This is a genomic window from Pseudomonas alloputida, assembly GCF_021283545.2.
GTDB classification, from domain to species: domain Bacteria; phylum Pseudomonadota; class Gammaproteobacteria; order Pseudomonadales; family Pseudomonadaceae; genus Aquipseudomonas; species Aquipseudomonas alloputida.
The window spans coordinates 4,792,253-4,818,526 of record NZ_CP128540.1; the positions used below are offsets into that span (position 1 = coordinate 4,792,253).

Below are 26,274 nucleotides of genomic sequence, written 5' to 3' on the forward strand. Positions count from 1 at the left end.
CGACGAGCGACGGAACCGCTCGGTCGAATCAGGGCCTAAACTGCGATTTCGAACTACACAGGAGTGAGTACAGAATGAGCCGTATCGAGACAGACAGCCTGGGCCCGGTCGAAGTTCCGGAGGACGCCTACTGGGGTGCGCAGACCCAGCGTTCGCTGATCAACTTCGCCATTGGCAAGGAACGCATGCCCCTCGCGGTATTGCACGCCCTGGCACTGATCAAGAAGGCCGCGGCGCGCGTCAACGACCGCAATGGCGACCTGCCGGCCGACATCGCCCGGTTGATCGAACAGGCCGCCGATGAAGTGCTGGATGGCCAGCACGACGATCAGTTCCCGCTCGTCGTCTGGCAGACGGGCAGTGGCACCCAAAGCAACATGAACGTCAACGAGGTGATCGCCGGACGCGCCAACGAACTGGCCGGCAAAGGCCGTGGCGGCAAGGCGCCAGTACACCCCAATGACCACGTCAACCGCTCGCAGAGCTCCAACGACTGCTTCCCCACCGCCATGCACATTGCCGCAGCCCAGGCGGTGCATGAAAAGCTGCTGCCGGCCGTCACTGAACTGTCTTCGGGGCTGGCCGAGCTGTCGATGCGCCACCACAAGCTGGTAAAAACCGGCCGCACGCACATGATGGACGCCACGCCGATTACCTTCGGCCAGGAAGTGTCGGCTTTCGTCGCCCAGCTCGATTACGCCCAGCGCGCTATCCGCGCCACCCTGCCGGCGGTGTGCGAACTGGCCCAGGGCGGCACTGCCGTGGGTACCGGGCTGAACGCTCCGCAGGGTTTTGCCGAGGCCATCGCGGCCGAGCTGGCGGCGCTGTCCGGCCTGCCGTTCATCACTGCACCCAACAAGTTCGCCGCCCTCGCCGGCCACGAACCGCTGACCAGCCTGGCGGGAGCCCTGAAGACCCTGGCCGTGGCCCTGATGAAAATCGCCAACGACCTGCGCCTGCTGGGGTCCGGCCCTCGCGCCGGGCTTGCCGAGGTGCGCCTGCCAGCCAACGAGCCGGGCAGCTCGATCATGCCGGGCAAGGTCAACCCCACCCAGTGCGAGGCGCTGTCGATGCTGGCCTGCCAGGTACTGGGCAACGACGCGGCCATCGGCTTTGCCGCCAGCCAGGGGCATTTGCAGTTGAATGTGTTCAAGCCGGTGATCATTCATAACCTGCTGCAATCCATCGAGTTGCTGGCCGATGGTTGCCGCAACTTCCAGCAGCATTGCGTGGCGGGTATCGAGCCGGATGCCGAGCAGATGGCCGCGCACCTGGAGCGTGGGTTGATGCTGGTGACGGCGCTGAACCCGCATATTGGCTATGACAAGGCGGCAGAAATTGCCAAGAAGGCTTACAGCGAGGGCACGACCTTGCGCGAGGCGGCATTGGCGTTGAAGTACCTGACCAATGAACAGTTCGACCAGTGGGTGCGGCCGGAGAACATGCTGGCGCCTGGGGGCAAAGGCTAGATTCCCCCATGAGCCGCCCAGGTTGCCTCATCACCTCGGCACCGCACCACGGGCGGCTCACAGTTTATCGGGTAGAGGTGCCTATCGCTCTGGCACTCAAGAAATCGGGTCATCCCCGGTACGAGGATAAGCATGGGTCAGACTTTCCCACATGTAATGAAAATCGCCTTGCGTCGGCCGATGTCTTTGCACAAATGCGCGAGTTTCCGGCAAAGAGTGCCCCAAACGGACCGCATAGTGGGTATAACCAATTTCAAATGTCCATTGAGCACTCAACTGGATGCCGTGGTATCGCTTACAGATGTCTGGCATCAATGCAATGTTTTCATACCGAGAATGAAACTCCATCGTCTGCATCATTCGCGCCATGGCTTGCGTTTCTTCATCCCTGTACAGATCGATCCCCTGCAATAACGCCGTTTCAGCCACATTGATAGTAGCCGCCAGACCATAAGCGGTGTGGGCGAAGTCCCGACAGCTCTCAACGTTCATCCCCTCGATGTATCGGTATGGACTACCCCACTGTTGATTGACCTCTTCGTCGGTCGGCACCCGGGTCCAATTGGGCAGTAGTCTGGGACGCGCCCCATCACTTTCCAGATAAATGGACGCCACGATATGGTCTTTCCATAACTGGATACTCCTGGCGAAGATTTCGTGATTGTCGGTAAAAATCGCTATATATAAAAGTGCCTCGATACCTGTGGAGCGCCAATTGCCAGGCACAGTATCCCACTTCCACCCGTCTCCATAGAAGAGGTCCTCTATGATCGGTTGAAACTGCGTTTCCAACATCCCTCTGAATCGCGCCTTACCTTCAGTCGTCCAGCCAGACGCAGTATGAGCAAGGATTTCCGCAGCACTGATGAATAAGCACGCTGCCCACGATGCCTGAAGGCGTGCATTTTCGCCGATATGTCCTCCGGTAAATTCTCGGGACCATGCGTCTAGGATTTTGATGGCAGTAGCTGCATATTCCTCGTCACCCGTGATCACCCAGAGCAATGCCTGCGCATAGGCAGCCTGGCCATCTCGGGTTTGATCAGTACACCCACAATCCGGCTGGCTATAAGCTCCGCAATCCACTACAGCGCGCGGCTTCGGAACCCAGTCTTTATCTGCTCTTTTCAAATAGTCATTCAGTACTTTTTCACTGGCACTCTTCCAAGGTTCACGATGCAAATTATGACGCACGAACCTCTCAAGGTAATTCACATTTACCTTTATACCCGGATGCACAAACGCATGAGCCTTCATCACCCTTACTCCGCGAACTTTTATGCCCATTTGATTCAAATAGCAAAAAACTCGCAACTAGCAAAAATGCTAGGTCATCCCTCTGATGAGTATGCGCGCTGACCTCGTTCTCGACGCGCCCGCCAGCTGGTCACCAGCGAGGGCCCCAGCGCTACCAGCGCCGAACCGAACACCACCGTGACCGCCCCCACATAGCCCAGGGCGTTGATGTCCTCGGCATGCACATACTCAGGCCACACCCATGCTGCCAGCGCTACCGCAACAAAGGTCACCAGCGGGGTCAGCGCCAGCGTGGCACTTACCCGCGACGCCTCCCAGTGCGCCAGCGCTTCGGCGAACGCGCCGTAAGCCACCAGGGTGTTCAGACAACAGGCCAGCAGCAGCCAGCCTTGCACCGGGGTCAGTTGCAAGGCCTCCAGCGGGTGCACCCAAGGTGTCAGCAGCGCAGCGCAGCTGAGGTAGATCACCATCATTACCTGCTGCGAGTGCCACACGGTCAGCAACTGCTTCTGGCTCAGGGCGTAGAACACCCAGATGCTGGTCGCCAGCAAGATGGTCAACACGCCGGTGGTGTAGGTACCCAATGAAGTCAGCAGCTCTTCCAGGCGCTGGTTGAAGAACAGGCCAAACCCTGCCAGCAGCACCAACAGGCCCATGCCCTGCCCCACACTGAAGCGCTCGCGGAACACGAACACGCTGGCCACCAGCAACAGCACCGGGCCGATCTGTACCACCAGTTGTGCAGTGCCCGGGCTAAGCAGTTTGAGACCGATCAGGTAGAGCACGTAGTTGCCCATCAGGCCGAGCACCGCAACCAGCACCAGGCCCTTGCCCCTGGGCGCCAGCTTGCGCATGGACGGCAAACGCCGCTGAGCCGCCAGCCAGGCGAACAGCAGGCCGCCGGAGACCAGCAGGCGGTACCAGGTGACAGTGATCGGGTCGACCACTTGCAGTACCTGCTTGAGCTTGATCGGCAGGATGCCCCAGAGCAGCGCTGTCAGAAGTGCCAGGAACAGCCCATAGCCCCAGCGGCCAGAAGTGGTGTGCATAAAATCCTCGATCAAGCCCGTGGTGGGGGTTGTTGAATTCTACGGGGTTGGAGGACAGAGACGGTGGAGAGTGCCGAGAAAAGAATTCATCAGGTCATTCTTTTGGGGCATGGCTGGGTGGAGGTGTTGCCTGTGCTGACCCTTTCGCGGGTAAACCCGCGAAGCGGCCAGAACAGGCAACCTCACCTTCGGCTATTTCTTGTGCTTGGCAAACGCCGCCTCAAGCGCCTGGTTGATTGTGCGCACCACCTTCACCCGCGCCCAGCGCTTGTCATTGGCCTCCACCAGCGTCCAAGGGGCAATCTCGCTGCTGGTGCGGTCGACCATGTCGCCCACCGCCTGGGAGTATTCGTCCCACTTGTCGCGGTTGCGCCAGTCATCCTCGGTGATCTTGTAGCGTTTGAACGGAATCTGCTCACGCTCTTCGAAGCGCTCCAGTTGGGTCTGCTGGTCGATCGCCAGCCAGAACTTGACCACCACCACGCCGGCATCCACCAACTGCTCTTCAAAGTCGTTGATCTCGCTATAGGCACGCATCCAGTCAGCGGGGCTGCAGAAGCCTTCCACCCGCTCCACCAGCACCCGGCCATACCAGGAACGGTCGAAGATGGTGAACTTGCCGCGTGCCGGGATGTGCCGCCAGAACCGCCACAGGTACGGCTGGGCGCGCTCTTCTTCGGTCGGCGCGGCAATCGGTACGATACGGTACTGACGCGGGTCCAGCGCCGCCGCCACGCGGCGGATGGCGCCCCCCTTGCCGGCGGCGTCGTTGCCTTCGAACACCGCCACCAGGGCGTGCCGGCGCATGCGCTTGTCACGCAGCAGGCCGGCCAGACGCGCCTGTTCGGTGATCAACTGTTCCTGATAGTCGGCCTTGTCCAGGCGCAAGGTCATGTCCAGGGCGCCAAGCAGGCTGCGGTCGTCGATGCTGCGGCCCAATGGAGCCACGTTGCCCTGGTGCTTGCCCTTGGGATTGTGGGCCAGCGCGGCTTGCAGGCTTTCCAGCAGAATGCGCCCCACCGCCAGGCTGCGGTAATTCGGGTCTACCCCTTCGATGATGTGCCATGGCGCATAGTCACGGCTGGTGCGGCGCAGCACGCGCTCGCCAAAGCGCACGAAACGGTCGTAGGTTTGCGACTGCTGCCAATCCAGCGGGCTGATCTTCCAGCTGTGCAGCGGGTCGTCCTTGAGCGATTTCAGCCGTGCCTTCATCTGCTTCTTGGACAGGTGGAACCAGAACTTGATGATCAGCGCACCTTCATCGCACAGCATCTCCTCCAGGCGTTCGGCACCGGTAATGGCCTGATCGAGCACGGCATCCTTGAACACCCCGTGCACCCGCCCCTGCAGCATCTGGCTGTACCAGTTGCCAAAGAAAACGCCCATTCGCCCCTTGGGCGGCAAGGCCCGCCAATAGCGCCAGGCGGGCGGGCGGGCCAGCTCTTCGTCGGTCTGCTGGTCGAAGGTGAGCACATCGATCATGCGCGGGTCCATCCACTCGTTGAGCAGTTTTACCGTCTCACCCTTGCCGGCGCCTTCAATGCCGTTGATCAGCACGATCACCGGAAAACGCGCCTGCTGCTTGAGTTCGTACTGGGCTTCGAGCAGGGCCTCGCGTAAAGCGGGTACCTCGGCGTCGTAAGCCTCCTTGTCGATGCTGTGGCCGATTTCGGCAGATTCGAACATGCACTGGCTCCTTCAATGGATAAGCAAGACTAGCGGATTTCATTTCGGCCTGTATTGACCTCTTCACCAATGAACGCGCTCCCACAGCTCAGCCGGATGGCATAAAATCCCGCCATCCGCTGCAACCGAGCCCACCATGCCCACCCTCCTCCAGCACGCCCAGATCGACTGGGACGACCAGGGCCGCCCCCATTCGCGGCACTATGACGACGTCTATTTCGCAGTCAACGAAGGCATCGAAGAAACCAAGCACGTGTTCCTCGGCCAGACCCGCCTGGCCGAGCGTTTTGCCAACCTGGCGCCGCACGCCTGCACGGTGATCGGCGAAACCGGTTTTGGCACCGGCATGAATTTTTTCTGCGCCTGGCAGCTGTTCGACCAGCACGCACACAGCGACGCGCGCCTGCACTTCGTCAGCGTCGAGAAGTACCCCCTCGACCACGCCGACATGGCCCGCGCAGTGCGCTTGTGGCCTGAACTGGCCGCCTATACCGAGCCGCTGCTGGAGCAATACGTGGCGGTGCACCCGGGCTTTCAGCAGTTCACCTTCACCGGTGGCAGGGTCACCCTGACCCTGTTGATAGGCGATGTGCTGGAACAGTTGCCGCAACTCGATGCGCAGATCGATGTGTGGTTCCTCGACGGCTTCGCCCCCGCCAAGAACCCCGACATGTGGACTCCGGAGCTGTTTGCACAACTGGCGCGGCTATCGCATCCGGGCACGGTGCTGGGTACCTTCACCACCACCGGCTGGGTACGTCGCAGCCTGGTCGAAGCCGGCTTCGCCATGAAGAAGGTGCCAGGCATCGGCAAGAAGTGGGAGGTGATGAGCGGCGCCTACGTCGGCCCCCTGCCCGGCCCATGCGCGCCTTGGTACGCGCGCCCCGCGGTGACACAGGGGCCGCGCGAGGCGCTGGTGATCGGTGCCGGACTTGCCGGCAGCAGCAGCGCCGCCAGCCTGGCCCGGCGCGGCTGGCAGGTAACCGTGCTGGAGCGCCACGAAGCCCCCGCCCAGGAGGCTTCGGGCAACCCACAAGGGGTGCTGTACCTCAAGCTGTCTGCCCATGGCACCGCGCTGTCGCAGATGATCCTGTCCGGGTTCGGCTACACACGGCGCCAGCTGCAGCGCTTGCAGCGTGGCCGTGACTGGGATGCCTGCGGGGTGCTGCAACTGGCTTTCGACAGCAAGGAGGCCGAGCGCCAGGGCAAGCTGGCTGCCGCCTTCGACCCCGGCTTGCTGCACTGCCTGGCGCGCGCCGAGGCCGAAGCTATCGCCGGCGTGGCGTTGCCTGGCGGCGGGTTGTTCTACCCCGAAGGTGGCTGGGTGCACCCGCCAGCGCTGTGCCAGCAGCAGTTGCAGCACCCTGGTATTCATTTGGTGACGCACCAGGAAGTGCTCGAACTGCGCAAAGTGGATGAACAGTGGCAAGCCTGGGCTGGCGACCAGCTGTTAGCCCGCGCTCCAGTGGTGGTCCTGGCCGGCGCGGCGGATGTGCTGCGCTTCGAACCTTGCGCGCAGTTACCACTCAAGCGCATCCGCGGGCAGATCACCCGCTTGCCGGCCACCGTCAGCAGCCAGGCACTGCGCACCGTGGTGTGCGCGGAAGGCTATGTGGCACCGCCGCGCGAGGGTGAACATACACTGGGCGCCAGTTTTGACTTCCATAGCGAAGACCTTGCGCCGACAGTGGCCGAGCACCAGGGCAACCTGGCGCTGCTGGACGAAATTTCCGTCGATCTGGCGCAACGGCTGGCTGTGGCTGAACTGGACCCCGAGCAATTGCAGGGACGTGCTGCGTTCCGTTGCACCAGCCCGGATTACCTGCCGATCGTCGGCCCTATCGCCGACGCGCAGGCGTTTGCCGAAGCCTATGCAGTACTGGGCCGGGATGCGCGGCAAGTACCGGATGTGCCCTGCCCTTGGCTGGGCGGGTTGTATGTGAACAGCGGGCATGGCTCACGCGGGTTGATCACGGCACCGTTGAGTGGCGAGCTGGTGGCGGCCTGGGTATGTGGGGAACCGCTGCCATTGCCGCGGGCAGTGGCGCAGGCTTGCCATCCAAACCGGTTTGGATTGCGCCGGTTGATCCGGGGGAAATGATTGCATCGGGTTGCCTGCCTGGCCACATATAACCAAACATTCTAAAACTCTCGAAAAGCACATAGGTCAGTTCCTTAAGGTGCCCTAATCCGGGGCATCACCTCCCCAACGGAAAAACCGGTAAGGACTTATGTGCGGATTAGCAGGAGTATTGGAAAAGGGGGTTTTAAAGGCTTTCAGGGGCTATAAATCCCCCTGATTCCCCCATAAAAAACCTCTTTTGGTACAAAAAGTGGTACGAGCAATCCGCACCACTCCTCCTCTATTTGCTGCTGAGCAAGGCCTCGTACTCTTGCTCGCACTGCTTCCCAGCTATTCGGGCGCGGTCATAAGCCTGCGCCAGCTCTCGATTCGTTGCGACAGACCGGCTGAGCAGGTCGGAGAGCACCATGGCGGCGCGGGTGGCTGCCTGGCCTCGGGCGACAGCGGCGGTATCCGTGCCGGGGCAACTGACAGTGGCGGCGAGCTGGGCGGCGTCGTGCTGCAGCCGCTGGCCAGCAGCATCGGCGCCAGCAGCGCCAGCGTCAGCCACCTGGTGTTGTTCGTATGCATGGGCTCTCGCCTCCTCCTGCGCCTGGGCGCGTCGTTGTTCCTCCTGCCGTGCATCGCGCTGGCCCAGCGCTTCGGCCAGTCGTTCGCCGCTGTCGCGCTGGGCAGATGCAGCCAAGGCCTGGCCCCGCTCCACCGATCGGCCGTGCTGGTAGGTGCCCCAGTAGGACATCAGCACCAGCGCCAGCAGGCCAAGTCGCAATGGCCAGATCATGCCGGGCCACCACCGAGGCGCTGGTACTGAGCTATTAGCTTGTCGAGCTTGTGCGGGTTCTGCCCATAGTTGTTGCCCGGGAAGCTGGCCCAGATGTTCGAGCAGCGCGCGATGGCGGACTCGATGCGGCCGGCGCGGATATCGTCCAGGGCGCGGCGCTCGCGGATTTGCTGAATGGCGACCCGATCCTGGTTCTCCGGGGTGAACCCGCCAGTCAGGCGCAGGCTCACCCGGTAGGCATCCCAGTAGCGTGCGAGCAGCTGGTACCGGCCTGCCGCCGTACTGGTGATGGGGTTTCCATTGATGGGGAAGGTCAGCTTCTGGCGGGGGTGATCGAGGTAGCCGGTGAACAGGCCGCGCCCGAACAGGACGTTGTAGCCGTCGTCGCTACCCTTCACGGCTTGGGTGCCCTCGGCGAAGGCGATCAGGTCCAGAAACCGGAGCACGTTCGCGCCTCCGGCCTGGGATTCGGTGAGTCTGGCCATGGTTTCTCCAGGCGAAAAAAAGCCCGCGCTTGGCGGGCTTGGTGGATGTAGACGTTGGTCAGTTTTTGTTCCACTGGATGCTGGTCATTGCCGCAGAAGGTAGCGCTCCTGCGGAGACTGCCTTGATGCGGCCAACCGTCTCATTCACATGCGGGGCCAGGATCAGTTCACCATTGGCGGCCTGAGCAATCCCCGCGAACTTCACCGCGCTCCCCAGGCCAAGAGGATCACCCTCACCATAGGAATCCGTCGCGGGGTCGTACCAGCCCAGACGGTCGTAGGTCGAAGGGCCGAAGAACACCCTGCCATCCGGGGCAAGTACGGCATTTCGGAACTTGGCGCCCCCAACAGGGCAGGGCACGGTGTACATGGTGTTCGAGCGCCAGCGGAAGATCGTAATTGTTGCGGCGGTATACGGGGCACACACTACGTCACCATTGGGTAGCTTTGCAGAACCGTAATAAGCAGCCGATGTAATCCCCGTCACTACCTTGGTACAGGTGTTCAAGATTGGATCGTAAATAACGAACGCCTGCGCCCCATACGGAATCAGCAAGATCCTGCCGTCTGGCAGTTCCTCGGCACCGCTGAAGTATGTGGTGACCGTCCCTCCATGGGCAGGCCCCTGGGTGAAGGTGTTCTTCACCACGTCATAGATGCCGATGTACGGACTGGTACCAGGCACCAGAATGACCTTGCCAGTCACGCTGGAGACGATAGCCCCGTGGTACCCGGGTGACGAACCGAGATCCGGACCGGTGCGGAATTCGTTCCGAATGGTGTCATAGAGGCCGATCGTGGGCGAAAGCAGCGGAGACATCACTACGATGCCGGTTTCGGCATGAAGGCATCCGCCGCGATAGCGGGCGCTTCCAGTAGGAACTGCGGGGCCGTCCTTGAAGGTGTTGGTCACCGGATCATAGAGCCCGATCAGGTTCCGGCTGTAGGGCACGAACATAATCAGCCCATTGGGCAATACGATGCAGCCGGCGAACTTGTCGTTCGCCACTGCAACGGACGGCCCGGCTACATAGGTGTTCGTCTTCGTTCCGGAAAAAGCCTCAATAGCCTTCTTCAGCTTGTACTGATGGGGGAAAAACGGCGCCACCTTATGGCTGTAGCTCGATACACGCATGCTTGAGTTCCTTATGGATTAAAAGGGTCGCTGACGGTTTTGATTACCGGCACACTGGTGCCGGCCACGACCTCCTGCTCAATGACCCTGGCAATGCGAATCTGCCGCTTCGCGGTCCGTTCGTTGTCGTACGCAATGAGGATCACCCCGTCGCCCCCGAAGGTGACAATCGGGTACGTGACTTGGCCAACGGAATTGGGCTCCAGCACCACTTTGTGAGGCCAGGTGACCCCCTCATCATCCGACAGAGCAAGCGTGAGGGTTTTCCTCTCGATATCGTTGTTCCAGCAGATCAACAACCGACCGCTCGGAGAGCGGCCCAGCCAGATCCGAGAGGACGAGGAAGGAGCCAGCGCCAGGTAGTTCACCCAGGGCGTCCAGGTTCTCATCATGTCGGTACTGACCGACATCAGAACCCCCGAATCTCCTGGGTTCCAGCGGCACGTCGCCAGCACAGAACCATCGGCCCGCTGAACAAACTCAGTTTCGAAGAAACCGCTGTGCTGATTTCCGTTGTTGGGCGGAAGTTGGGAAATATGCTCGAGCTTTTTATTTCGCCAGTCGAACTTGTAGATATGCGGCCCAACATACTCCATCTCTCGGGGCGGATAGAGTGCATTGGATCTCCAGCCATCTACTGCCAGATACCAATCACCATTGACCTGTACCGGATGGCGAGGGTCGCCGAAATACGATAAACGGAAGGGCACACCCCATACAGGGAATTCCGCGTTAGGGTTGTGACAGATAACAGCCCAGCACCCACCCACGCCATCCATGAGTTTGTTGTTTCCGAAGACCCCGAAGAACAGCCACAGGCGACCATCAGGGTCTTTCCACAGCATGGGGTCAACGATGTGTTTGTCTCGGCCGGCGCGCTGAGCGATTGGCAAAGGGTTCAACGGGTCATCTGCTGCGGTAAAGGTAAAGTAGCCGTACTCTTCGACGGTCTGACCGCCGTCATCGGAGTAAGCAAGAACCGCGAAGTTGCCAGCCCCCTCTCCTGCCAATTGGTTGTCGGCCCGCCATGCCAGCCAGTAGCGCTCGCTGCCGGTGCGCTCAATGGTTGCTGTCGCCTGGTACAGCCTCCCAGACAACCGATAGTCAGGGTCGTTGATGTTCCGTTCAAGGCGTGGAGGCGCGTCTACGTAAACGCTTGGCGGTCGCTGCTCGATGTTCCAATCGAAAGAGAAGTCAGTTTTAATCTTCCGGTTCTTCGTGTCGATCTGCAGAGCAATCGAGCCATCCTGCAGGCCAAACACTAGCGCGCTGTCGCTGAGTGGAAGCGTATAGATCTCTGGATATTCGCGGCGATCGCTGTGGCCTTCGCTACCGTCCATGATGTCTACCGATCGACGCAGGGCCGAATTCACCACCAGGTGGTCCTGCTCGGTATCAACCCTGAATGGCTCTTTGTCACCCGCGATGAAGACTGCAGCATCGGCCAGCTTCAACGGCAGTGAAACCAACATCTGCCCGCTCTGCGCATCCATTACCAAGTCACCATCTCCTGAAAGCTTGTCTGCCTCGCGATAGAATTGATCATCCACCAGAGATTTGATGGCAGGCTGGCCGGCAAACCGACGCCAAGCGCCAGAGCTAGCACTCCACGAATACCAACCGTCCAGGTTCGGGTCTTCGTCTCCATCAACCACCGCCATGACCGCATCGCGGGTTTGTGGGTCCGCCAACATCTCGGCGTACGTGTCATACCGCTTGTTATTGAGGTCGTCGCCAAGGTTGGCGGCGGTTTCTTCCATGTGGGCGATGGCAGAGGTCTCAGCAGCGTCGACAGCGGCAACCGACTGACCAATATCCTGAACGCCTTCGTCGCGCGCGGCATTGACCGCAGCCTTTGCAGCGTTGACGGTCGGGCCTACTTCGTTCTTGGCGTTAATAACCAGGTTGTGGAAAGCCTGGTAGGTATTACGCGGCCTGCCAAAACGGTCCAGAAACGTTTCGGCGGTGCTGTTCATACCCAGGTCGAGGTTTTCGGAGTTATCGAAGAAGTCCAACGGGTTGCTGGACGGCATCGGGTTGAGCGTGTTGTTGGCCATATTTGCTCCGGGCACAAAAAAGCCCGCGCGGGGCGGGCATGCTCGTCGGGGTCCGGCGGCGCCGGAAGATTGAACGTGTAGGTACTACTCGGCTTCTGGCCACTGCTGGTTGATAGCCAGGTCAATAATTGGGGAACCAGCAATAAAGTCCGGGTAGTTGCCCCACGGGCCTTTAATGATCGGCCGCTCCCACAGCTCAAGGTTGGCCGAGAAGGACCAGCTGCTTTTCCCAACCAGCGTCGGACCTTCGTAGATATCCATGAACCGGGATTTGTAGGCCCGGATCCCACCGGGCACCTTCAGCGGGCACTCGAACCACTGGCTACCGGACACCAGCTGCTCCTCAAACCAAGCTTCGAAGGCAAGCGCCTGGGCGTCGCTGAAGATCCATCGTACGGCGGCAACAGTCGGTACGCTTTTGTAAAGCCGCCGCTGCACTGAGCGGCCACTGACCTTGTTGGACCGGCGTATCGGGCTGACTGGCGTGAAGCCGTAACCCTCGCGCAGCGGCATGGGCAGCGATTGCGGGTATACAACCATGATCGGTCCTTATGTCGGGGCGAAGCCGTCGTCATCGGCGTAGTAGTCGTCTCGGTACTCCAGAGCGGTGAAGTCACAGCTGCCGTCGGTGCCGGGGTTGATCTCGCTCATCATTGCGCTGTACCCCACCTGGGCGGATGCGGCGAACAGCAGCCGGGCCGGCTCTATTGAAAGATCGGTCACCAGGTCGAAGTCCAAGTCCGTTGCAGCGATGCTCATCTCGTACTCACCCACCCTGGCTGGCACGATCAGGGGGGTGGCCGACCCATCGTGCCGGCGGATCAGGATGCGCGGGTTGTCCACGTTCCAGTCCAGCGGCTCGGTGACCTCAAGCAACACACGGTCGCCGATCACCTGGGCGCCGACGATGAGTGCCGACTGGCTGGTGCCAGGGATATCGTCAGAAAGGGCCATGCGATCAAACCGCTCATAGCACAGCACCTCCAGATCGGTGGTGCCCGAGTACGACCAGCGCTGTGACTGGTGCTTGCGCAGCACGCGCATGCCGATCCGCCAAGCGCGGTCGCGATCAAGGACACCATCTAGGGTGATCGCATCGACCTTCAGGCCAAGGCTTTCTCCCAAGCGGCACGGCACGGTTTCTTCCGACCAGGTGCGGGGGTCGACGTACTTCACGTCCACCCCGTCGAAGTCATCCTGGCCCGGAGCAGTGAACGAGGCAGTCAGCTCGTCGGTCAGCTCATGATTGGTGATGGTGCCTCGTACGGGCTGCACACCTTCCCGAATCGCACTGATCAGACCCTCGGTCAGTGTGAGGTGGCTCATGCCGGCCGCGAAGATCGTTTGCAGCACCTCGCGGACCGATGAGGCCTCGGTGTACTCAAGGTCAAAGGTCTCGCCGCGGGGCGTCCAGTGTGACGACTCCAGCCCGAGCAGTTTCGGCGTATCAACCTCATCGGCCGGAATACCCAGGCTGCCCAGCACGTGCAGCGCAGCACCGCTAATGGACCGGCCAGCAAAACCCTCGTACAGCCGCTCAGCAACCAGGCTGACGCGCCGGTCGGACTGAGCGCCAAGGCGGTCGCCGGTCCTAATGGAGGCGGTGAAGATGGTCACTCCTGGGTAAACATTGGGTACATCCAGCTTCGAACGCAGCCCATACCAATAGATGGTGTCGCGAGTGTTCCCGCCGCTCTCGGGCTTTTCTCGCCTGACCCGGTACTGCGGGCGCATCTTGTACGGCAGAATCTTGCGGAAGGTGAAGCCGATGGCGTCTTCGGTGTTGCTCTGCAGATTGTGCACCTCTCGGGTCCAGGCCCCGCCAATTGCCGCATCGCGCCACTCGACGAACACGTTCAGCGAGCCTGCCCGGCGGTGGCCGTTGCTCTTGTACCAGGCCAAGCCACCGGGCAGATAGAAATCGTACTCGATGGTGTCGGTCAGCTCCTGCTCCGGCACTGCCATGAACGGCCCAAGCCAGTCCAGGGTGGAAGCCCCGTCGGCACCAAGCGAGAAGTCCAGCAGCGTGCGCACGGTGAACCCGGCCCATCCGGTGTCAACCAGGCCGGCGTCGGTGAGGCGCTGCACGGTCATCGTCAAGCCGTCGATACCGGTAATCGTGAAGCGATGGCTGCGATATCCCAGGGACAGGCGCTGGGAGCCGTCTTCAAGCCCGGCGAACGGCGTGCCGTTGTCGTAGTTGAGCTCGATGTATGCTGGCTGCTCGGGCACACCGCCGGCCGATGCCGAGCCCACGGTGTAGACCGGGGCCACGCCAAACACGGCCACGGGCGCGTTGGACTGCGAGAGCGTGCCGCCCCGATAGGGGCTTGATGGCTCAGCGATCAACAGCCGGCCATAGTTGTCCTGCGCCGTCAGCCCCATCCCATCAAGCTGGGAGGTGATGGCGGAGACCAGGCCGCTCATGTTCAAGAAGTTGGAGGCCAGCGAAATCGTCCGCGTGTTCCCGCGGTAGGTGATCGTCCAAACCGCTGGAGATGCCGAGAAGTCGTAGGTGGTCGGCGACGCACTCGCCTGCACGGCTGACGGGCTGCCGCCCGACCCGGGTACCGGCGGCACGTAGGGCGAATAGTTGGCGACCACCAGGTCATAGTCCACGTCGGTCGATAGCGTCACCTTCATGCCGAGGAATGGCCCCAAATCCGCCAGCGGGCCAGAGATGCGGTCGTACTCACCAACGCTGCTCACCGTGTAGCTGTTCGGGGTACGCATGGTGATGGTCAGGCCGGCCGCCCACTCTTCGGGGAACTCGGGGTTCTCGCCTGCCAAGCTCACGCTCAACCCGCCCAATACCAGCGCGTCGGCAATTACCGAGGTGCCGCCAGTGGCCGTGGAAGCGGTGTCTAGGCCAGAGGTGCCGGCATCGGTGCCGCCCACCTCCCCTACCGAATACCAGTTTTCCGACCGGAGATCGCCGGCAAGGCTCTCCCCCGGTCCGTAGAACGCATACGACACATCGGCGCCGAAGGCAGCCAGCGGGGTATCCCCGATCTTGATGCTGCTGGGCAAGATCGAGTGCGAGCCCGCTCCCACGCACAAGCACAAGCTGGTATGAAGTTCGCGCTGGTTGACGAAGCGGGAAACCGGCTGCACCACGTAATCCGGGTAAACCTTGTACCGCCCAAGGATCTCCCGCACCGGCTCGTTGACCTTGGCGCGGTTGGCCTTCGCCGGGTTGAGGTCCATGGAGTCGCCCTGGCCAGGCTGCGACACCCCGGGCGTCTTCATCGACAGGACCATCACCAAGGCGACAGCGGCCACGGCCACAGCAGCCCAGGCCGCCACCACCAGGGCGCTGGCCCGCGGCTCGGGGTAAATCCGTACATCCGCATCCGGCCGCACGACAAACTCGGCCCAGGCCGCGACCGGCAACACCGCGCCACCGACCTTGATGCAGATCGGGTGTTCGCGGTCCAGTGAGAAGTCAGGCGCCTGTTGCTTCAGCCATTCAACCAGCAGAATCGGGGCTTCGATGACGTGCGTTTCAAGCGGCTCGCCCTCAAGGCCACTCGGGTAAAGCCTGATCATCGGTAGTACTCCACTCGGGAAAAACGGCGCTCAAAGCGGCGCAGGGGCGTCAGGCTGACGTTTCGCTTGGGGTTGATCTCCAGAACCTCAAGGGCGCCGGCCACTTCCAGGACAATGGCAACGTGGTCCTGCACCTGCCCCCGGTAGGCCGCGGCAACCGCGCCGTGCCCAGCCGTGCAGCAGGTCACTGCGGTCTGGATCATCTCTTCACAGGCCCGCGCAAAGCCGCCATCCGCCTTGCGCATCTCTGCCCACTCCGGCCAGTCCGGCAAGCCCAGGTCGCGCCGAACCTCCAGCACCAGCCCATAGCAGTCGACATGCGGCCACAGTCGGCCGCCCTCGACGTAGGCGCCGAGGGTGTATTTATCGATGTTCATAGGTAGCGCAGCCCTGGGAATGCGTTGAGGTTGTAGGTATTGCGAGGCCAGCGGGTATCCAGCAGGTCGAAGTAGCCGGCGGTCACCGAGACCTGGGTCGCCGTGACTGAACCGCCCTTTATCTTGAAGCGGTGCGGGGCGTGGGCTGGTGCACCGAGGTCGTCGGAGGTGTACGCGCGGTAGACCAGCGACATGCTGCGCCCATCCCTGAGCGCTGCGCGGATGAAGCCAGAGGCAATGCCGTCGATATTGCTCAGCGCGAAGGTCAGGTCCTGGGTGCCGTCGTCATTGCGCGCCGGCAGGGCCAGGTCCATGCCGCATGGCGTGCACACCACCACCTGACCTGTTTCCAGCGTAATGGTCAGCTCGTCCCACCCCTTGGTCATCCAGTAGGTGGTGATCCCATCGGTGATCTCGAGCACTTCATGAATGATCTCCGGCCCAGAGCTGGCGTACAGCCTTTTGAGAATGCTCATCGCGCAGCCCTCTTGACGCCCCATCCCTGCGACAGCGCCTTGGAAACGTCGCCGTTACCCCGGGCTAGGTCGCCCGCGATCTGCTTCTTCGCCTCACGGATGAACACCTTCATGCGGTCGCCATCCTGCTGCACATCGACCTGCGCCGGGGCGTAGTTATGGACCTCTACGTTCATGGCGCCGCCGCCGGGCTTGGACGTGGCGTCCACGCTGTTGACACGCTGCAGGTAGCCGGTCAGGTCCCGGTTCTGCGCCGGGCTCAGGACGCGCTCGCCACCATCCAGCAACCAGGTGCCCTCGCTGGGAATATTGTCGATACCGGCGTGGGCCTGGCCGGACAGCGCCGAGCCTACTCCGGTCATCAGCACCCCTGCAGCTGCGGCGGCGGCGATAGCCGCACCCGGGGCGATTGCCGGGCCTACAAAGGGAACCCCGATCATCGCGGTGAATGCGTTCAGGCCGGCCATGGCCACCTGCGCCGCCGCATATGCCAGCAGCGAGTGCCCGATGGATTGGATGAAGGTTGCAGCGAAGTCCTTGGCGTTGAGCTTCCCGGTCTCGGCCCATTCAGTCAGCATGTCGGTCAACGAGCTGAAGGCCGCCGAACCCACGCTCTGCATGTTGCTGTACAGATCCATGGCAGCTTGTGCCTGGGTCGCGAAACCGCTGATGAAGCCAGCGGTGCCGTTCTGCTGCATCGCGTCAACATCCTGGTAGTACTTCTCCTGCATGGCCTTGCGGTCATTCAGCGCTTTGTTGAGGATTTCCGTCTCCCGCTCGTACACCGAGTCGGACACATCCCCTGCATCGTGACGCTGCCGCAAATCCTCAAGCTGGTCCTGGTAGTTTTGCTCGATGGCCAGCAGGTCCAAGGCCCGCTGCTTCATCTCATCACTGCTGTAGGCATTCTTCAGCGGCGCATCCAGCGTGCGCTGATCGATGCTCAACTGCCGCTTCACGCTTGCATCAAAACCGGCGACCGCCTTGTCGTCCTCCTTGGCCTGCTTCAGTTGCTTCAGCTGGTCCAATTCAGCGGCCAGGCCCTTCAGACGCTCTTGCTGCTTGGCGCTCAGGCCGGTGAGATTCCCCGACTCCAGCTCGAACTGGAGCTTGGCCACCTCCGTGGCTTCTTTGCGCTTGTCCGTCTCGGTGTTGATAAGGGCAATCTGGCGTTTGTAGCCTTCCTCGGCGGTGTCGAACTGACCCTGGAGTTTTTTGGCAGCGGCTTCGGCCGCTTTGGCGGCCTCTTGCTGGGCTGGGGTAGTCGGCGTGAATGTGCCTGGCTGTGGCGTACCGCCACCAAGTTCTGCGGCAGCTTTTTTAGCATCAATTACATACTGACGAATCTTGTCGCCCGCCAGCGGCTTAGCAAGCTCCTTATTGATTTCCTCGATAGCCACACGTGCATTGCCAAAATTCACCAGCGCGTCCTGACGCATATTTTCAGCGGCAGTTTTGAAATTGCGCGAAGTCTCTCCGAACGTGATTTTCCCGAGAATGTCGTTACCCGCAGCACCTATAGAATTCAGGTAATACATGGCCGTATCAAAGCTACCGACCAGGGTCTGCGCAGTGATATTGAACGCCCGAGCAATGCCGTCACCGATGCTGGCTGTAACCGCTACGGTCTCAATCATTGAGTCGGCTAGAGCGCTGATCTGTGACTTCAATCCCCCAGCTTCTTTGGTACTGCTTGCCAAGTCCTTCGAAAGCTGCGCCAGCACAGGCATGAATTCGGCGGCTAGTGTGGTCTTCACTGCCCCCAAATATGTGCCAAGTACGGTGAGCTCATTACTGAACTGCTTGGCAGCCAGAATGGTTGTTTCATCCATTACGGCGCCAGCAGCTTCAGCTGCATCACCATATTCCTTGAAACCCTGGGAATTGTTCCGCAACAGCGGCAATAGAGCCGTTGCGTCACTGGCAATCGCTTCAAGGTAGAAAGTCATTTCCGACTGACTAACCTTCGCCTTTTCAAGGCTGGACACATACAGGCCAAGAGCCTGGCTGCCACTCAGGTTGCGAAACTGCTCAGCGGTAACGCCAACCTTCGGCGCGATCTGCTCAAAGAAGTCGGCCATCCCGCCGCCTCCGGTGTTCAGAAAATCACCGACTTTGTCATTCACGTCCTTGAGAATGTCGGAAAGCTTGTCCTGCTCGACCCCTACTGTTTTGGCCCCTACGGCCATCTTTTGGAAATCAGTTACGCTGACGTTTGCTACTGCGGCAAGGTTGGATATCTCAGATGCTGAATTGACAGCTGAGACCATCATCGTCGTAAACGCAGTAACAGCAGTCGCAACGCCTGCGCCCACAGCAGTACCTACCGCTTTGGCGCTCTTTTCAACCTCTTTACGCCACTTGGCGGAACTGCGCTCCGCCTTGTCCATGCCGGCTACAAACCCGCCAACCTGTGCAATAACGTCCAGAGTCAAAGTGCCCAGCGATCTTGAGGCCATCTTTTTCTCCGAGCATAAAAAAACCCGCACTCGGCGGGCTAATTGTCATGATTATAACTATCGACCAAGAACCTTGGACTTCTCTGCTTCAAATTCTTCAGCGGTAAGATGTCCGCGATCTCTCAGTTCGGCCAACTTCTCAAGCTTCAAGTAAGGATCTTCCTTGTCTGGCCGCGTGACCAGTATCTCTTTGTGCTTAACCGTAGAATTGCTCTTTATCGCAGACACCGACCATATAAGCGATGCAACCCAGCCTATAAATGTCCAGCCAAGCAACAGATTCAGGAAAAAAATCGAAGCCTTGTTGTGATGCCCTCGTACCACTGAGATCAGGAATGGCAGAAGGTACAAAGCCGTCATCCCTATCAGCATTGGCGCGGCATCAAATGGTTCTGGGTTTACTGCCATGGCTTGGGCTCCCTGCAATCCCTTTCATTGGAGGACGGCAATTTACCATCATTGCCAGCAGGGTTGCACCACTACGCCCATGTAGCCTTGGCATCCTCTAGGGAGATCGGCCTGTCGTCCTGATCGTGCGGTGTGAAGTCTGCAATGGTGTAGGGTGCCGGCCGCTTCTTCGGGTCTCGCGCCTGGTTGGCCAGGATCATGGCCAGCAGGCCAGTGGCGCGCTCCACCCGCATTCCGATGTGGAGCGAGCCGCGGCGCTGCCTGTACTTCTCCCAGGACCTGAACTCACGAAGGCTCAGGTTTTCCTTGGCTTGCGCGATCGTCGAGCCGCCGATTCCGGAGAGGACGAGCTCGTGCCAGAGTTCGTCGAGCTCGGTGAGTTCTTCGTCTTTCCCAGGTCGTTTACCTCCTGAATGGCAAACAGCAGCGCGACGGACAGGGCGCCATCGAGGGAGCCAAGACGCTTGGTGCTCTCGGGGTCTTTCTCCAGCTCAGCCGGATCGAGCGGGCCATGGGTAATGTCCAGCGGGCTGCTGAACACCGGGTTGCCGTGTTCGTCGCAGATCGACGCTGCAATCCGGCCGGCGATGCTGTCTTGCTTGCTGGCCACCGACATAACGTCGCTCACCGCCGTCTGGTAGCCCAAGGGGCGGACGTAGACGATGGCGGTGAAGTCGGTGCCGTTCTGGCGCCACTTGATTTCCTTTTCTACCGGACGCCCGGTGAACGAGCCAGCGCCCTTGAGCGCGTCGAGTGTCAACTTCATGGGTTACCTCAGGCGTTGGTGGTCTTGGGGATCCAGGCGGAGCCGCCAGAGCGCTGGATGGTGGCGGCAGTGGTTACCGCTGCGTTAGCGGCATGGTCGAACGGGAAGTCAGCCACATAGCCGTCGAACAGGAACCAGGTGCGGGTGGGCGGGAGCACGAAATCATCCGCATCACCCAGGACCGCAGTAGCAGCGGCGCCAGTGCCAGCCCCACCGGTGAAGCTGATGGTCGGCTTACTGGTGTAGCCGGAGCCGGCGTTGGTGATGTTGAAGCCAACCACCTTGCCATCCTCAATGATCGCGGTTGCAGCTGCGCCGGTACCGCCACCACCAGAGAACGCAACGGTCGGTGCCGAGGTGTAGCCGGTACCGCCATCGGTCAGCTCGATGGCGGCCAGCGCGCCGGCGACGCCGACCGTGGGTTTAATGCCCTTGCCGTCAGACCAACCGACTACCCAGCGAATGCTCTCGATCGTGTCGTCTTCCGAGATCTGATGAAGGCGCACGTGCGAGGCGTTGCGTGGGTCGACGTTGAGGGTCAGCGAAGCCTGGCCAGGGGTGCGCAGGCCACGCAGGTACTTGCGCACGGTGTCGCTGAGACAGGTCACTTCAACCTGGTCAGCAGGGTTGCCGCCTGGGCTGAAGGCGGTGGCGCATTCAACCTCCATGACTTCGAATACGGTACGGTTTGCAGCTGTGGGCACCAGGGCATAGACCTGGGTACCCTGAGCGAGAATCGCCATGGGTTTCTCCAATTGCGGGCAAAAGAAAACCCGCACTGGGCGGGCTATTGGGGTTTGTTGCAGCTCTACCGGTGGACCATCCAGTCCACGTCGAAGCTGGCTCGATAATTCTTAGTCTCGGGGTCGCGGCCTTCAGCACCCCAGCGGGTGACGTAGGCGTCCAGCTCGATCGCGTCACGGATGGCGTCACGGACCTGCCGAGCCGAGTCGCCAGTGGTGGCGTACACATCGACCTGCAAGGTCACGTTGTCGACATCAGGACGGCCCGCCAGGTAGTTCTCGGGACTGCCGCTGACGACCTGCCAGACCGCATATGGCTTGGCCACGCCCTGCTCAGCCTCCCCAAAAGAGTAGAGGCGCATGCCGGTGCCTGCGCCGAGCAGCGCTGTAACGTCAGGGCTCCGCAGGCAGGCCTGCACAATTGGTGGTGTCATGAGCGTGCTGCCTTTTTCGCTGCTCGCCGGATGGCGCGGTCGATTGCCTTCTCGTACTCAGTGACGAAGGTATTGGTCACCTCGCTGATGCTGTCGGCCAGGGCCGGGCGCATAAACGGGGCAGCGGCCATCTTCTCGGTACCGAACTCGAACAGGCGCCAGTGCGGCGTCGGGGCGTTCTGGCTGAGATCACCGCCATCCTTGAGCACGGCGCCGTGTAGCACACCTATCCGGAAGCCGAGGTCACCGGTCTGCTTAAAGAGGCGGCCATTCCAGCGCAACGCGATGTTGTCCGATATCGACCGGCCGGTCGCCTTGTCGTCAATCCGCTCGGCTCCCTCTTTGGCCTTTTGCACCACCACCTGGGCCGCCTTGCGTAGCGCGGCACGGCCACCCTTGCGCCGAACGTCATAGCTGACCGACTCCAGCTTCCCCAGCAGGGTATCCAGGCCGGTGATGCTGAACTCGACCCCATCAGCCATCCTTAACCCCCTTCTCGACCAAGATCGTCAGGTAGTCGAGGCCAGACTTAGCGTCGGCCAGCGGCGGGCCAACGATGCTATACACCTCCCCCCGGTACAGGATGCGCATGGTGGCTAGGACGCCAGGCCGGTATCGGATAACCATCCGACTCGTGGCCTGCGCCTGGCCGGCCTGGGCGGCAATGAAGTCTCTGGCCGACAGATCTTCGACCCTGGCTGGGCACTTCTCCCAGCGAGTGACCCATTCTGGCTCCCCGAACTCGAGGGTCACCGGGTCACGCACCGCTTTCAGCTCCTGAATGTCAATGCGGTGCCGGAGCTTGCCGGCCTGCATCACACTCCCATCCGGATGCGATATGGCATCAGCAGGTGCTGCGATGCCACCGGAAGCTCGGTAGCGATGGTCCCGGTCACGACATCCTCGCGGTTGGCAAACAAATGGCCCAGCTTCAGCAGGCAAGCCGCCTGAATAGAAGAATTGAGCACCATGCCGTAGGCAATGGCGTCTGCATGGTCATACGCATCGGCCAGAGCCTGGCGGGCATGGTCGAGCAGTCGGCAGCGCAGCGCGTAGTCCTGCTCGGTCTCAGCTGCGGTGACCGCCGCTGCGTTAACGTCCTTCGCTTGCTGCAGGGCGGCCGACACGCCGGCGCGGGCTTCGTCGAGCGTCACCTGGTCGAGGTAGAAGCGTCGGTTGAGGAACTGCATGGCCGCCTCCTCCGCCGCATCAAGCTGCGCCTGGACCAGCACCTGGTCTTCAGGTTCAGCCAGCAGATGGTGCATGGCCAGGTCGATGGCGATCACGGACATGGATCACTCCTTGGGCTTGGTGGCCGCTCCCTTGCCGCCCTTGTTGGCCGGCTCCGGCGCCTTCTTGTTGTCTGGGTCTTCGGCTTTCTTCACGTCGTATTCCTCGATGAGGCCGTTGCGCAACAGGTCACGAGCGCGCTGCTCGTCCACCGTAATGGTCGAACCGCGCTTTGCGTAGACGCCGTCGTTGTTGAAACCCTTGATGGTTTTTACGCTGACTTCTGGCATGGTCTGCCGCGCCCCGTTGCCGAGGCGCGCTCCGGTGATGGTTACGGGGCGTCGAATTCGCCGTGAACGAACGACTCTTCGCGGTACACCGCCAGCGCCAGGCGCTCTTCTGCGCGGATGGTGACCATGTTGGTGCGGAAGTTGTCGCCGTCTTCAGTGGAGACCTCGACAGCCGCTTCCTCGCGGTCGAACACCTGGGCTGCGATGTTCATCGCGCCGACCAGGAACTCGCCTTCCGGTACGGCGTTGCTGTCCACCACCGGCAGTTTCCACAAGCGCTGCACGCCACCTTCCTGCACGTTGACCCAGATGTAGGAGCCGTTGGCGTCCTTGGTGAGTTCGATGTCGGCCCAATCGACCGGATTCAGGGCGATGGCCGAGGCGCGGTATTCCGCGACGCGAACCTGCAGAATGGCGCGGCGCAGGGTGTCGATCTTGGTGTCGCCGGTTTTGCGCAGGGCGTTGTTGAAAGCGGTCGCCTGCGGGATCAGGCCCAGCAGGTTCTGACCGGTACCGTCGCCTGCCAGGATCTGCTCTTCTTCCTTGTACTTCAGGCCGTAGATGGCGCGCCCGTTGATGTAGCTCTGCAGCAGCGGAATATCCGACAGTACCTGCTTGGAGGCCTTGAACCAGTGAGCGATGGTACGCACCGGGGTGGTCTTCAGCTCGAAGGACAGGTCCGACTGGGCCTTCAATGCGCCCTCGCCAGCCTGAGCGGCGGCCATGTTCTGGAAGCCGCTCTCGCGCACATACTCGATGGCGTTGGACGAGGTGCGGCCCGGCATGATCAGGTCACGAATAGTGAACTGTCGCTCAGGCTCAGTGATGATGCCTGGCAGGCGGGTCGGCTGGATGGCAACGCCCACGCCGCCGGTCCCGGTGGTGGCACTGGTGATGTTGGTGACAGCCTTGCGACCGATGCGCGCGATACCACGACCACGGGTTTGCAGGGCCTTGAATTCTTCGGTTTCAGAAAGCTCTTCACCAACCGATTTCACGTCAACCGGATCGTTTGCCGCGAAGCGGCGGGCCATCTTCTGCTCGATCTCCTGCAGGCGATCCTGCAGGCCCAGGCCATCCTTCACCAGGCCGTCGAGAACGGTCTTGGTTTCCTCGAGGATGGTGCCGTGCTCTTTGATTTCAGCCGCCGCCTTACTGGCGAAGGCCTTGATTTCCTGATCGCGCTCATCGAGCAGGTCGTTGACCGCTTTCAGCTGGATCTTGTCGTCGGCGTGCTCCTTGCGCTGGAACTGGCGATGTTCGGAGCGAGCCTGGTTGCTCATGGCGTTATGCATGGTGATTCCTCAAAACGAAGGGAGGGAAAGAGCGGGGCGCGACTTGAGCGCCTCAGCGATTTCAATTGCTGCCAGGTCGCCCTCGGACTCGCTCCGGAGCAGGTGCTGCAGGCCACGGTTGGCAATCACCGCAGACTGAGTCTTCGAGAAGCCTGCCTCGCGCAGGAGCAACTCAAATTCGGGCATCGAAGGCAGGCCGCCGTGGGCCAACTTCGACTTGATCGTGTCGGTGCGGGCCTCGTCATTGGCCGGCACGGTCACGATGGAAATCTCGATCAGGTCGAGCTTGGTCAGCGTGCGAATGCGGGTCTTCTCATCGAAGCTAGACTCGCGCACGTAGTAGCCGATCGACAGGCCGGTGATCGAACGCGTCTGCATGCCGCGGTAAGCGATGCGCGCATACGGGGCGTCCTGCAGCCAGAGCTCACCGGCGCCGAACAAACCCCGGTCGTCTTCCTTCATGCTGCTGATGTCCCAGCTGCCAATAGGCTCGCCGGTGCGGTGCTGCCAGAGCACCGGGAAGGTTCTCGACTTGGCCTTGGCGTCCTCGATCGACTCCAGGAAGGCGCCAGGCGCGACCACCTCGTTGTAGCTGTCGACCACGCCGAACACTGAGCCGTAGCCAGAAAAAAGGCCGTCGTCGCCGACAGCCTTCACGTCATAGTCGAAAGAGCGGTACTTGACTGCCGCTGCTCGATCCTTGTGTCCCGCCTTGACGCCGGGCCCAGACCACCAGCTGGTGGGTGCGGTTTTCATTCAGATTTACCTCTTGGCTGGTCGTTGAGCCAGTCGAGCAACGCTGCCTTGGCCTGGTTGGCGCCGCCGGGGTCTTCGCCCAGCTTGTCGATCGGCAGCATGTTGGATTGCACGGTGAGCTTTGCCGCGTTGCCGCCCTCCGGCGGCAAGTTCTCTTTGCGCCGGCAGTCGTCCCGGGTGTAGATCCCGTTCTGGGTCATCGAGCTGTAGAAGGCCGCCCGCGCCGCGCTGTCCATGCGCAACAGCCCTTCCGGGTTGAACTTCACGTAGAAGCGGCGACGTTCGTCAGGACGCAGCAGGCGGCGGTTGGCGCACATTTCGATGCGCTTGATCCAGGGCAGCAGCGTGAAAGACAGGAAGCCGATCATCTGCTGCTCCATGCCGGTGCCCCAGCTGGTGGAGTTCTGTGTGTGCCCGACCATCCAGGGCGGCACGCGGAACCAGCGGCAAATCTCCTCGACGTTGAACGCCCTGGTCTGCAGCATCTGGGCATCCTCAGGCGTCATGGATACCTGCTGGTACTTCATGCCCGCCTCGAGAACCATCGTCTTGCCGTGGTTCGTCGCGCCTGAGAACTGCTTGATCATGTCCTCGCGGATGTCCTTCCGCTGTTCCGGCTTGAGGATCTGGTCCGTGGACAGGACGCCGCCCAGCTTCATGCCGTTGGCGAACATCTTGGCCGCCGACTCATCAGCCGCCATGGCCGAGCCCAGCACCTGTCGCCCGTATGCCAGAGGCGAAAGGCCGCAAAGCGGATCAACGCCGAAGGCTCGGACGTGAACCATCTGATCCTCGGTCAACGTGTGAGGCTTGCCGAAGTTGTCGGTGTAGCGGTACTCAATGGAGCCGTCCGCCAGGCGCCGCGGGGGCGACATGTTCTGCGGCAGAAGGAACTCCAGACTCGTCAAGGTGCGGCCGCTCTCGTGGGGCTCACAGAATGCATTCCCCTGCAGCAGCAGGCTGGCCATGACGTTCTCCCAGAACTCCACAGGGGTTTGGTCGGCGTTGGGCTGCTGGCTGATGACGAAGTTGACCGGGTGAGAGCTGGCCACCACCGGCGCACCGTTTCTGTCCTCGTACAAGGCGATCGGCAGCGTGGCGATGGTTTCAGCGATCAAGCGCACGCATGCCCAAACAGTCGAGAGCTGGAGCGCCGTCTGCTGGCTGACCACCTTCCCTGAGGCCGAGTCGGTACCGTAGAAGGTGTTCCAGAAGGCGGAGTCGGTTAGGCCGATCTTGCGGCCCGCCCATCCCGCCAGGCTCGATGCCACTCCCGGCTCGGCCGACTTCACCAGGGCCTGGCCGAGGATCTGCGTGAATGATTTAGCCACCGATCAACCCCTTGCGAATGAAGCCCGCGGCGATCAGTAGCGAACCGGCAGCGGCCAGCAGCGCGTAACCCAAGCCGGCCAGCACGTATACACCAGCGACGCCCAGCAGCAAGCCGCCGGCGGCAAGCACCAGAAAGATGATCAGGCCAGTTTTCATA

General features: G+C 61.3%; 27 protein-coding genes. 2 read left to right on the forward strand and 25 right to left on the reverse strand.

What is annotated here, in order from left to right; translation table 11 throughout:
• Positions 1–74 precede the first annotated feature (74 nt).
• Positions 75–1,469: a class II fumarate hydratase gene (locus LU682_RS22110; protein WP_010952795.1), complete on the forward strand. Its 1,395-nt coding sequence runs from the start codon at positions 75–77 to the stop codon at positions 1,467–1,469.
• Positions 1,470–1,565: 96 nt separating this feature from the next.
• On the opposite strand, the gene LU682_RS22115 is transcribed toward LU682_RS22110, so the two are convergent.
• The 3 genes from LU682_RS22115 to pap form a co-directional block, all read right to left on the reverse strand.
• Positions 1,566–2,726 carry an alginate lyase family protein gene (locus LU682_RS22115; RefSeq protein WP_010952794.1) on the reverse strand — a complete coding sequence of 387 codons (1,161 nt, stop codon included), beginning with the start codon at positions 2,724–2,726 and terminating at the stop codon, positions 1,566–1,568.
• A 74-nt stretch (positions 2,727–2,800) separates the two neighbouring features.
• Positions 2,801–3,775: a DMT family transporter gene (locus tag LU682_RS22120; RefSeq protein WP_010952793.1), complete on the reverse strand. Its 975-nt coding sequence runs from the start codon at positions 3,773–3,775 to the stop codon at positions 2,801–2,803.
• Between the two features lie 192 nt (positions 3,776–3,967).
• Entirely contained in the window at positions 3,968–5,461 is a 1,494-nt protein-coding gene (gene pap / locus LU682_RS22125; RefSeq protein WP_010952792.1) for a polyphosphate:AMP phosphotransferase, read from the reverse strand.
• A 136-nt stretch (positions 5,462–5,597) separates the two neighbouring features.
• On the opposite strand from pap, the gene mnmC reads away from it, so the two are divergent.
• Positions 5,598–7,562, forward strand: coding sequence for a bifunctional tRNA (5-methylaminomethyl-2-thiouridine)(34)-methyltransferase MnmC2/FAD-dependent 5-carboxymethylaminomethyl-2-thiouridine(34) oxidoreductase MnmC1 (gene mnmC / locus LU682_RS22130; RefSeq protein WP_010952791.1), 1,965 nt, complete (start codon positions 5,598–5,600; stop codon positions 7,560–7,562).
• A 262-nt stretch (positions 7,563–7,824) separates the two neighbouring features.
• On the opposite strand, the gene LU682_RS22135 is transcribed toward mnmC, so the two are convergent.
• The 22 genes from LU682_RS22135 to LU682_RS22245 form a co-directional block, all read right to left on the reverse strand.
• Positions 7,825–8,325: a DUF2514 domain-containing protein gene (locus LU682_RS22135; protein WP_232867313.1), complete on the reverse strand. Its 501-nt coding sequence runs from the start codon at positions 8,323–8,325 to the stop codon at positions 7,825–7,827.
• Positions 8,322–8,810: a glycoside hydrolase family 24 protein gene (locus LU682_RS22140; RefSeq protein ID WP_232867312.1), complete on the reverse strand. Its 489-nt coding sequence runs from the start codon at positions 8,808–8,810 to the stop codon at positions 8,322–8,324. Before LU682_RS22140 ends, LU682_RS22135 begins: the two co-directional genes overlap by 4 nt.
• Positions 8,811–8,868: 58 nt before the next feature.
• Entirely contained in the window at positions 8,869–9,945 is a 1,077-nt protein-coding gene (locus LU682_RS22145; protein ID WP_232867311.1) for an NHL repeat-containing protein, read from the reverse strand.
• A gap of 11 nt (positions 9,946–9,956) precedes the next feature.
• Positions 9,957–12,002 carry a sialidase family protein gene (locus LU682_RS22150; RefSeq protein ID WP_232867310.1) on the reverse strand — a complete coding sequence of 682 codons (2,046 nt, stop codon included), beginning with the start codon at positions 12,000–12,002 and terminating at the stop codon, positions 9,957–9,959.
• 84 nt (positions 12,003–12,086) lie between these two features.
• Positions 12,087–12,542 (reverse strand): hypothetical protein, encoded by a 456-nt coding sequence (locus tag LU682_RS22155; protein ID WP_060495187.1) that lies wholly within the window; start codon positions 12,540–12,542, stop codon positions 12,087–12,089.
• Positions 12,543–12,551: 9 nt separating this feature from the next.
• Positions 12,552–15,551: a host specificity factor TipJ family phage tail protein gene (locus tag LU682_RS22160; RefSeq protein WP_232867309.1), complete on the reverse strand. Its 3,000-nt coding sequence runs from the start codon at positions 15,549–15,551 to the stop codon at positions 12,552–12,554.
• Positions 15,548–15,928: a hypothetical protein gene (locus LU682_RS22165; RefSeq protein WP_060495189.1), complete on the reverse strand. Its 381-nt coding sequence runs from the start codon at positions 15,926–15,928 to the stop codon at positions 15,548–15,550. Before LU682_RS22165 ends, LU682_RS22160 begins: the two co-directional genes overlap by 4 nt.
• A complete protein-coding gene (locus LU682_RS22170; RefSeq protein WP_060495190.1) occupies positions 15,925–16,404 on the reverse strand; it encodes a DUF1833 domain-containing protein in 480 nt (159 codons plus the stop codon). The genes LU682_RS22165 and LU682_RS22170 overlap by 4 nt, the downstream gene beginning before the upstream one ends.
• The gene (locus LU682_RS22175) at positions 16,401–18,863 is read right to left on the reverse strand and encodes a phage tail tape measure protein (protein ID WP_060495191.1); all 2,463 of its coding nucleotides are present in this window, start codon (positions 18,861–18,863) and stop codon (positions 16,401–16,403) included. The genes LU682_RS22170 and LU682_RS22175 overlap by 4 nt, the downstream gene beginning before the upstream one ends.
• A gap of 57 nt (positions 18,864–18,920) precedes the next feature.
• Positions 18,921–19,271, reverse strand: a complete 351-nt coding sequence (locus tag LU682_RS22180) for a superinfection immunity protein (RefSeq protein WP_054881554.1) — start codon at positions 19,269–19,271, stop codon at positions 18,921–18,923.
• 71 nt (positions 19,272–19,342) lie between these two features.
• Positions 19,343–19,606, reverse strand: coding sequence for a phage tail assembly protein T (locus LU682_RS30080; protein WP_434785030.1), 264 nt, complete (start codon positions 19,604–19,606; stop codon positions 19,343–19,345).
• Entirely contained in the window at positions 19,567–20,037 is a 471-nt protein-coding gene (locus LU682_RS22190) for a phage tail assembly chaperone family protein, TAC (protein ID WP_232867308.1), read from the reverse strand. Before LU682_RS22190 ends, LU682_RS30080 begins: the two co-directional genes overlap by 40 nt.
• Positions 20,038–20,045: 8 nt before the next feature.
• Positions 20,046–20,780: a phage tail tube protein gene (locus LU682_RS30085; protein ID WP_060495401.1), complete on the reverse strand. Its 735-nt coding sequence runs from the start codon at positions 20,778–20,780 to the stop codon at positions 20,046–20,048.
• 65 nt (positions 20,781–20,845) lie between these two features.
• Positions 20,846–21,214 carry a DUF3168 domain-containing protein gene (locus LU682_RS22205; protein WP_016489205.1) on the reverse strand — a complete coding sequence of 123 codons (369 nt, stop codon included), beginning with the start codon at positions 21,212–21,214 and terminating at the stop codon, positions 20,846–20,848.
• Positions 21,211–21,696 (reverse strand): HK97-gp10 family putative phage morphogenesis protein, encoded by a 486-nt coding sequence (locus LU682_RS22210; protein WP_232894295.1) that lies wholly within the window; start codon positions 21,694–21,696, stop codon positions 21,211–21,213. Before LU682_RS22210 ends, LU682_RS22205 begins: the two co-directional genes overlap by 4 nt.
• Positions 21,689–22,030, reverse strand: coding sequence for a phage head closure protein (locus LU682_RS22215; protein ID WP_029885675.1), 342 nt, complete (start codon positions 22,028–22,030; stop codon positions 21,689–21,691). Before LU682_RS22215 ends, LU682_RS22210 begins: the two co-directional genes overlap by 8 nt.
• On the reverse strand, positions 22,030–22,506 hold the full coding sequence (locus LU682_RS22220) for a head-tail connector protein (protein WP_060489859.1): 477 nt from the start codon (positions 22,504–22,506) through the stop codon (positions 22,030–22,032). The genes LU682_RS22215 and LU682_RS22220 overlap by 1 nt, the downstream gene beginning before the upstream one ends.
• A gap of 3 nt (positions 22,507–22,509) precedes the next feature.
• Positions 22,510–22,734, reverse strand: a complete 225-nt coding sequence (locus LU682_RS22225; protein ID WP_060489858.1) for a hypothetical protein — start codon at positions 22,732–22,734, stop codon at positions 22,510–22,512.
• A gap of 41 nt (positions 22,735–22,775) precedes the next feature.
• Positions 22,776–24,029 (reverse strand): phage major capsid protein, encoded by a 1,254-nt coding sequence (locus tag LU682_RS22230; RefSeq protein WP_060489857.1) that lies wholly within the window; start codon positions 24,027–24,029, stop codon positions 22,776–22,778.
• Positions 24,030–24,038: 9 nt separating this feature from the next.
• Positions 24,039–24,785 (reverse strand): HK97 family phage prohead protease, encoded by a 747-nt coding sequence (locus LU682_RS22235; RefSeq protein WP_060489856.1) that lies wholly within the window; start codon positions 24,783–24,785, stop codon positions 24,039–24,041.
• A complete protein-coding gene (locus LU682_RS22240; RefSeq protein ID WP_232867345.1) occupies positions 24,782–26,116 on the reverse strand; it encodes a phage portal protein in 1,335 nt (444 codons plus the stop codon). Before LU682_RS22240 ends, LU682_RS22235 begins: the two co-directional genes overlap by 4 nt.
• Positions 26,109–26,273, reverse strand: coding sequence for a hypothetical protein (locus tag LU682_RS22245; protein WP_019752321.1), 165 nt, complete (start codon positions 26,271–26,273; stop codon positions 26,109–26,111). Before LU682_RS22245 ends, LU682_RS22240 begins: the two co-directional genes overlap by 8 nt.
• Position 26,274 lies beyond the last annotated feature (1 nt).

Coding starts and splice junctions, on each gene's coding strand:
- LU682_RS22110 (WP_010952795.1), top strand. CDS start 75: ATGAGCCGTATCGAGACAGACAGCCTGGGCCCGGTCGAAGTTCCGGAG.
- LU682_RS22115 (WP_010952794.1), bottom strand. CDS start 2,726: ATGAAGGCTCATGCGTTTGTGCATCCGGGTATAAAGGTAAATGTGAAT.
- LU682_RS22120 (WP_010952793.1), bottom strand. CDS start 3,775: ATGCACACCACTTCTGGCCGCTGGGGCTATGGGCTGTTCCTGGCACTT.
- pap (WP_010952792.1), bottom strand. CDS start 5,461: ATGTTCGAATCTGCCGAAATCGGCCACAGCATCGACAAGGAGGCTTAC.
- mnmC (WP_010952791.1), top strand. CDS start 5,598: ATGCCCACCCTCCTCCAGCACGCCCAGATCGACTGGGACGACCAGGGC.
- LU682_RS22135 (WP_232867313.1), bottom strand. CDS start 8,325: ATGATCTGGCCATTGCGACTTGGCCTGCTGGCGCTGGTGCTGATGTCC.
- LU682_RS22140 (WP_232867312.1), bottom strand. CDS start 8,810: ATGGCCAGACTCACCGAATCCCAGGCCGGAGGCGCGAACGTGCTCCGG.
- LU682_RS22145 (WP_232867311.1), bottom strand. CDS start 9,945: ATGCGTGTATCGAGCTACAGCCATAAGGTGGCGCCGTTTTTCCCCCAT.
- LU682_RS22150 (WP_232867310.1), bottom strand. CDS start 12,002: ATGGCCAACAACACGCTCAACCCGATGCCGTCCAGCAACCCGTTGGAC.
- LU682_RS22155 (WP_060495187.1), bottom strand. CDS start 12,542: ATGGTTGTATACCCGCAATCGCTGCCCATGCCGCTGCGCGAGGGTTAC.
- LU682_RS22160 (WP_232867309.1), bottom strand. CDS start 15,551: ATGATCAGGCTTTACCCGAGTGGCCTTGAGGGCGAGCCGCTTGAAACG.
- LU682_RS22165 (WP_060495189.1), bottom strand. CDS start 15,928: ATGAACATCGATAAATACACCCTCGGCGCCTACGTCGAGGGCGGCCGA.
- LU682_RS22170 (WP_060495190.1), bottom strand. CDS start 16,404: ATGAGCATTCTCAAAAGGCTGTACGCCAGCTCTGGGCCGGAGATCATT.
- LU682_RS22175 (WP_060495191.1), bottom strand. CDS start 18,863: ATGGCCTCAAGATCGCTGGGCACTTTGACTCTGGACGTTATTGCACAG.
- LU682_RS22180 (WP_054881554.1), bottom strand. CDS start 19,271: ATGGCAGTAAACCCAGAACCATTTGATGCCGCGCCAATGCTGATAGGG.
- LU682_RS22190 (WP_232867308.1), bottom strand. CDS start 20,037: ATGAAGTTGACACTCGACGCGCTCAAGGGCGCTGGCTCGTTCACCGGG.
- LU682_RS30085 (WP_060495401.1), bottom strand. CDS start 20,780: ATGGCGATTCTCGCTCAGGGTACCCAGGTCTATGCCCTGGTGCCCACA.
- LU682_RS22205 (WP_016489205.1), bottom strand. CDS start 21,214: ATGACACCACCAATTGTGCAGGCCTGCCTGCGGAGCCCTGACGTTACA.
- LU682_RS22210 (WP_232894295.1), bottom strand. CDS start 21,696: ATGGCTGATGGGGTCGAGTTCAGCATCACCGGCCTGGATACCCTGCTG.
- LU682_RS22215 (WP_029885675.1), bottom strand. CDS start 22,030: ATGCAGGCCGGCAAGCTCCGGCACCGCATTGACATTCAGGAGCTGAAA.
- LU682_RS22220 (WP_060489859.1), bottom strand. CDS start 22,506: ATGTCCGTGATCGCCATCGACCTGGCCATGCACCATCTGCTGGCTGAA.
- LU682_RS22225 (WP_060489858.1), bottom strand. CDS start 22,734: ATGCCAGAAGTCAGCGTAAAAACCATCAAGGGTTTCAACAACGACGGC.
- LU682_RS22230 (WP_060489857.1), bottom strand. CDS start 24,029: ATGCATAACGCCATGAGCAACCAGGCTCGCTCCGAACATCGCCAGTTC.
- LU682_RS22235 (WP_060489856.1), bottom strand. CDS start 24,785: ATGAAAACCGCACCCACCAGCTGGTGGTCTGGGCCCGGCGTCAAGGCG.
- LU682_RS22245 (WP_019752321.1), bottom strand. CDS start 26,273: ATGAAAACTGGCCTGATCATCTTTCTGGTGCTTGCCGCCGGCGGCTTG.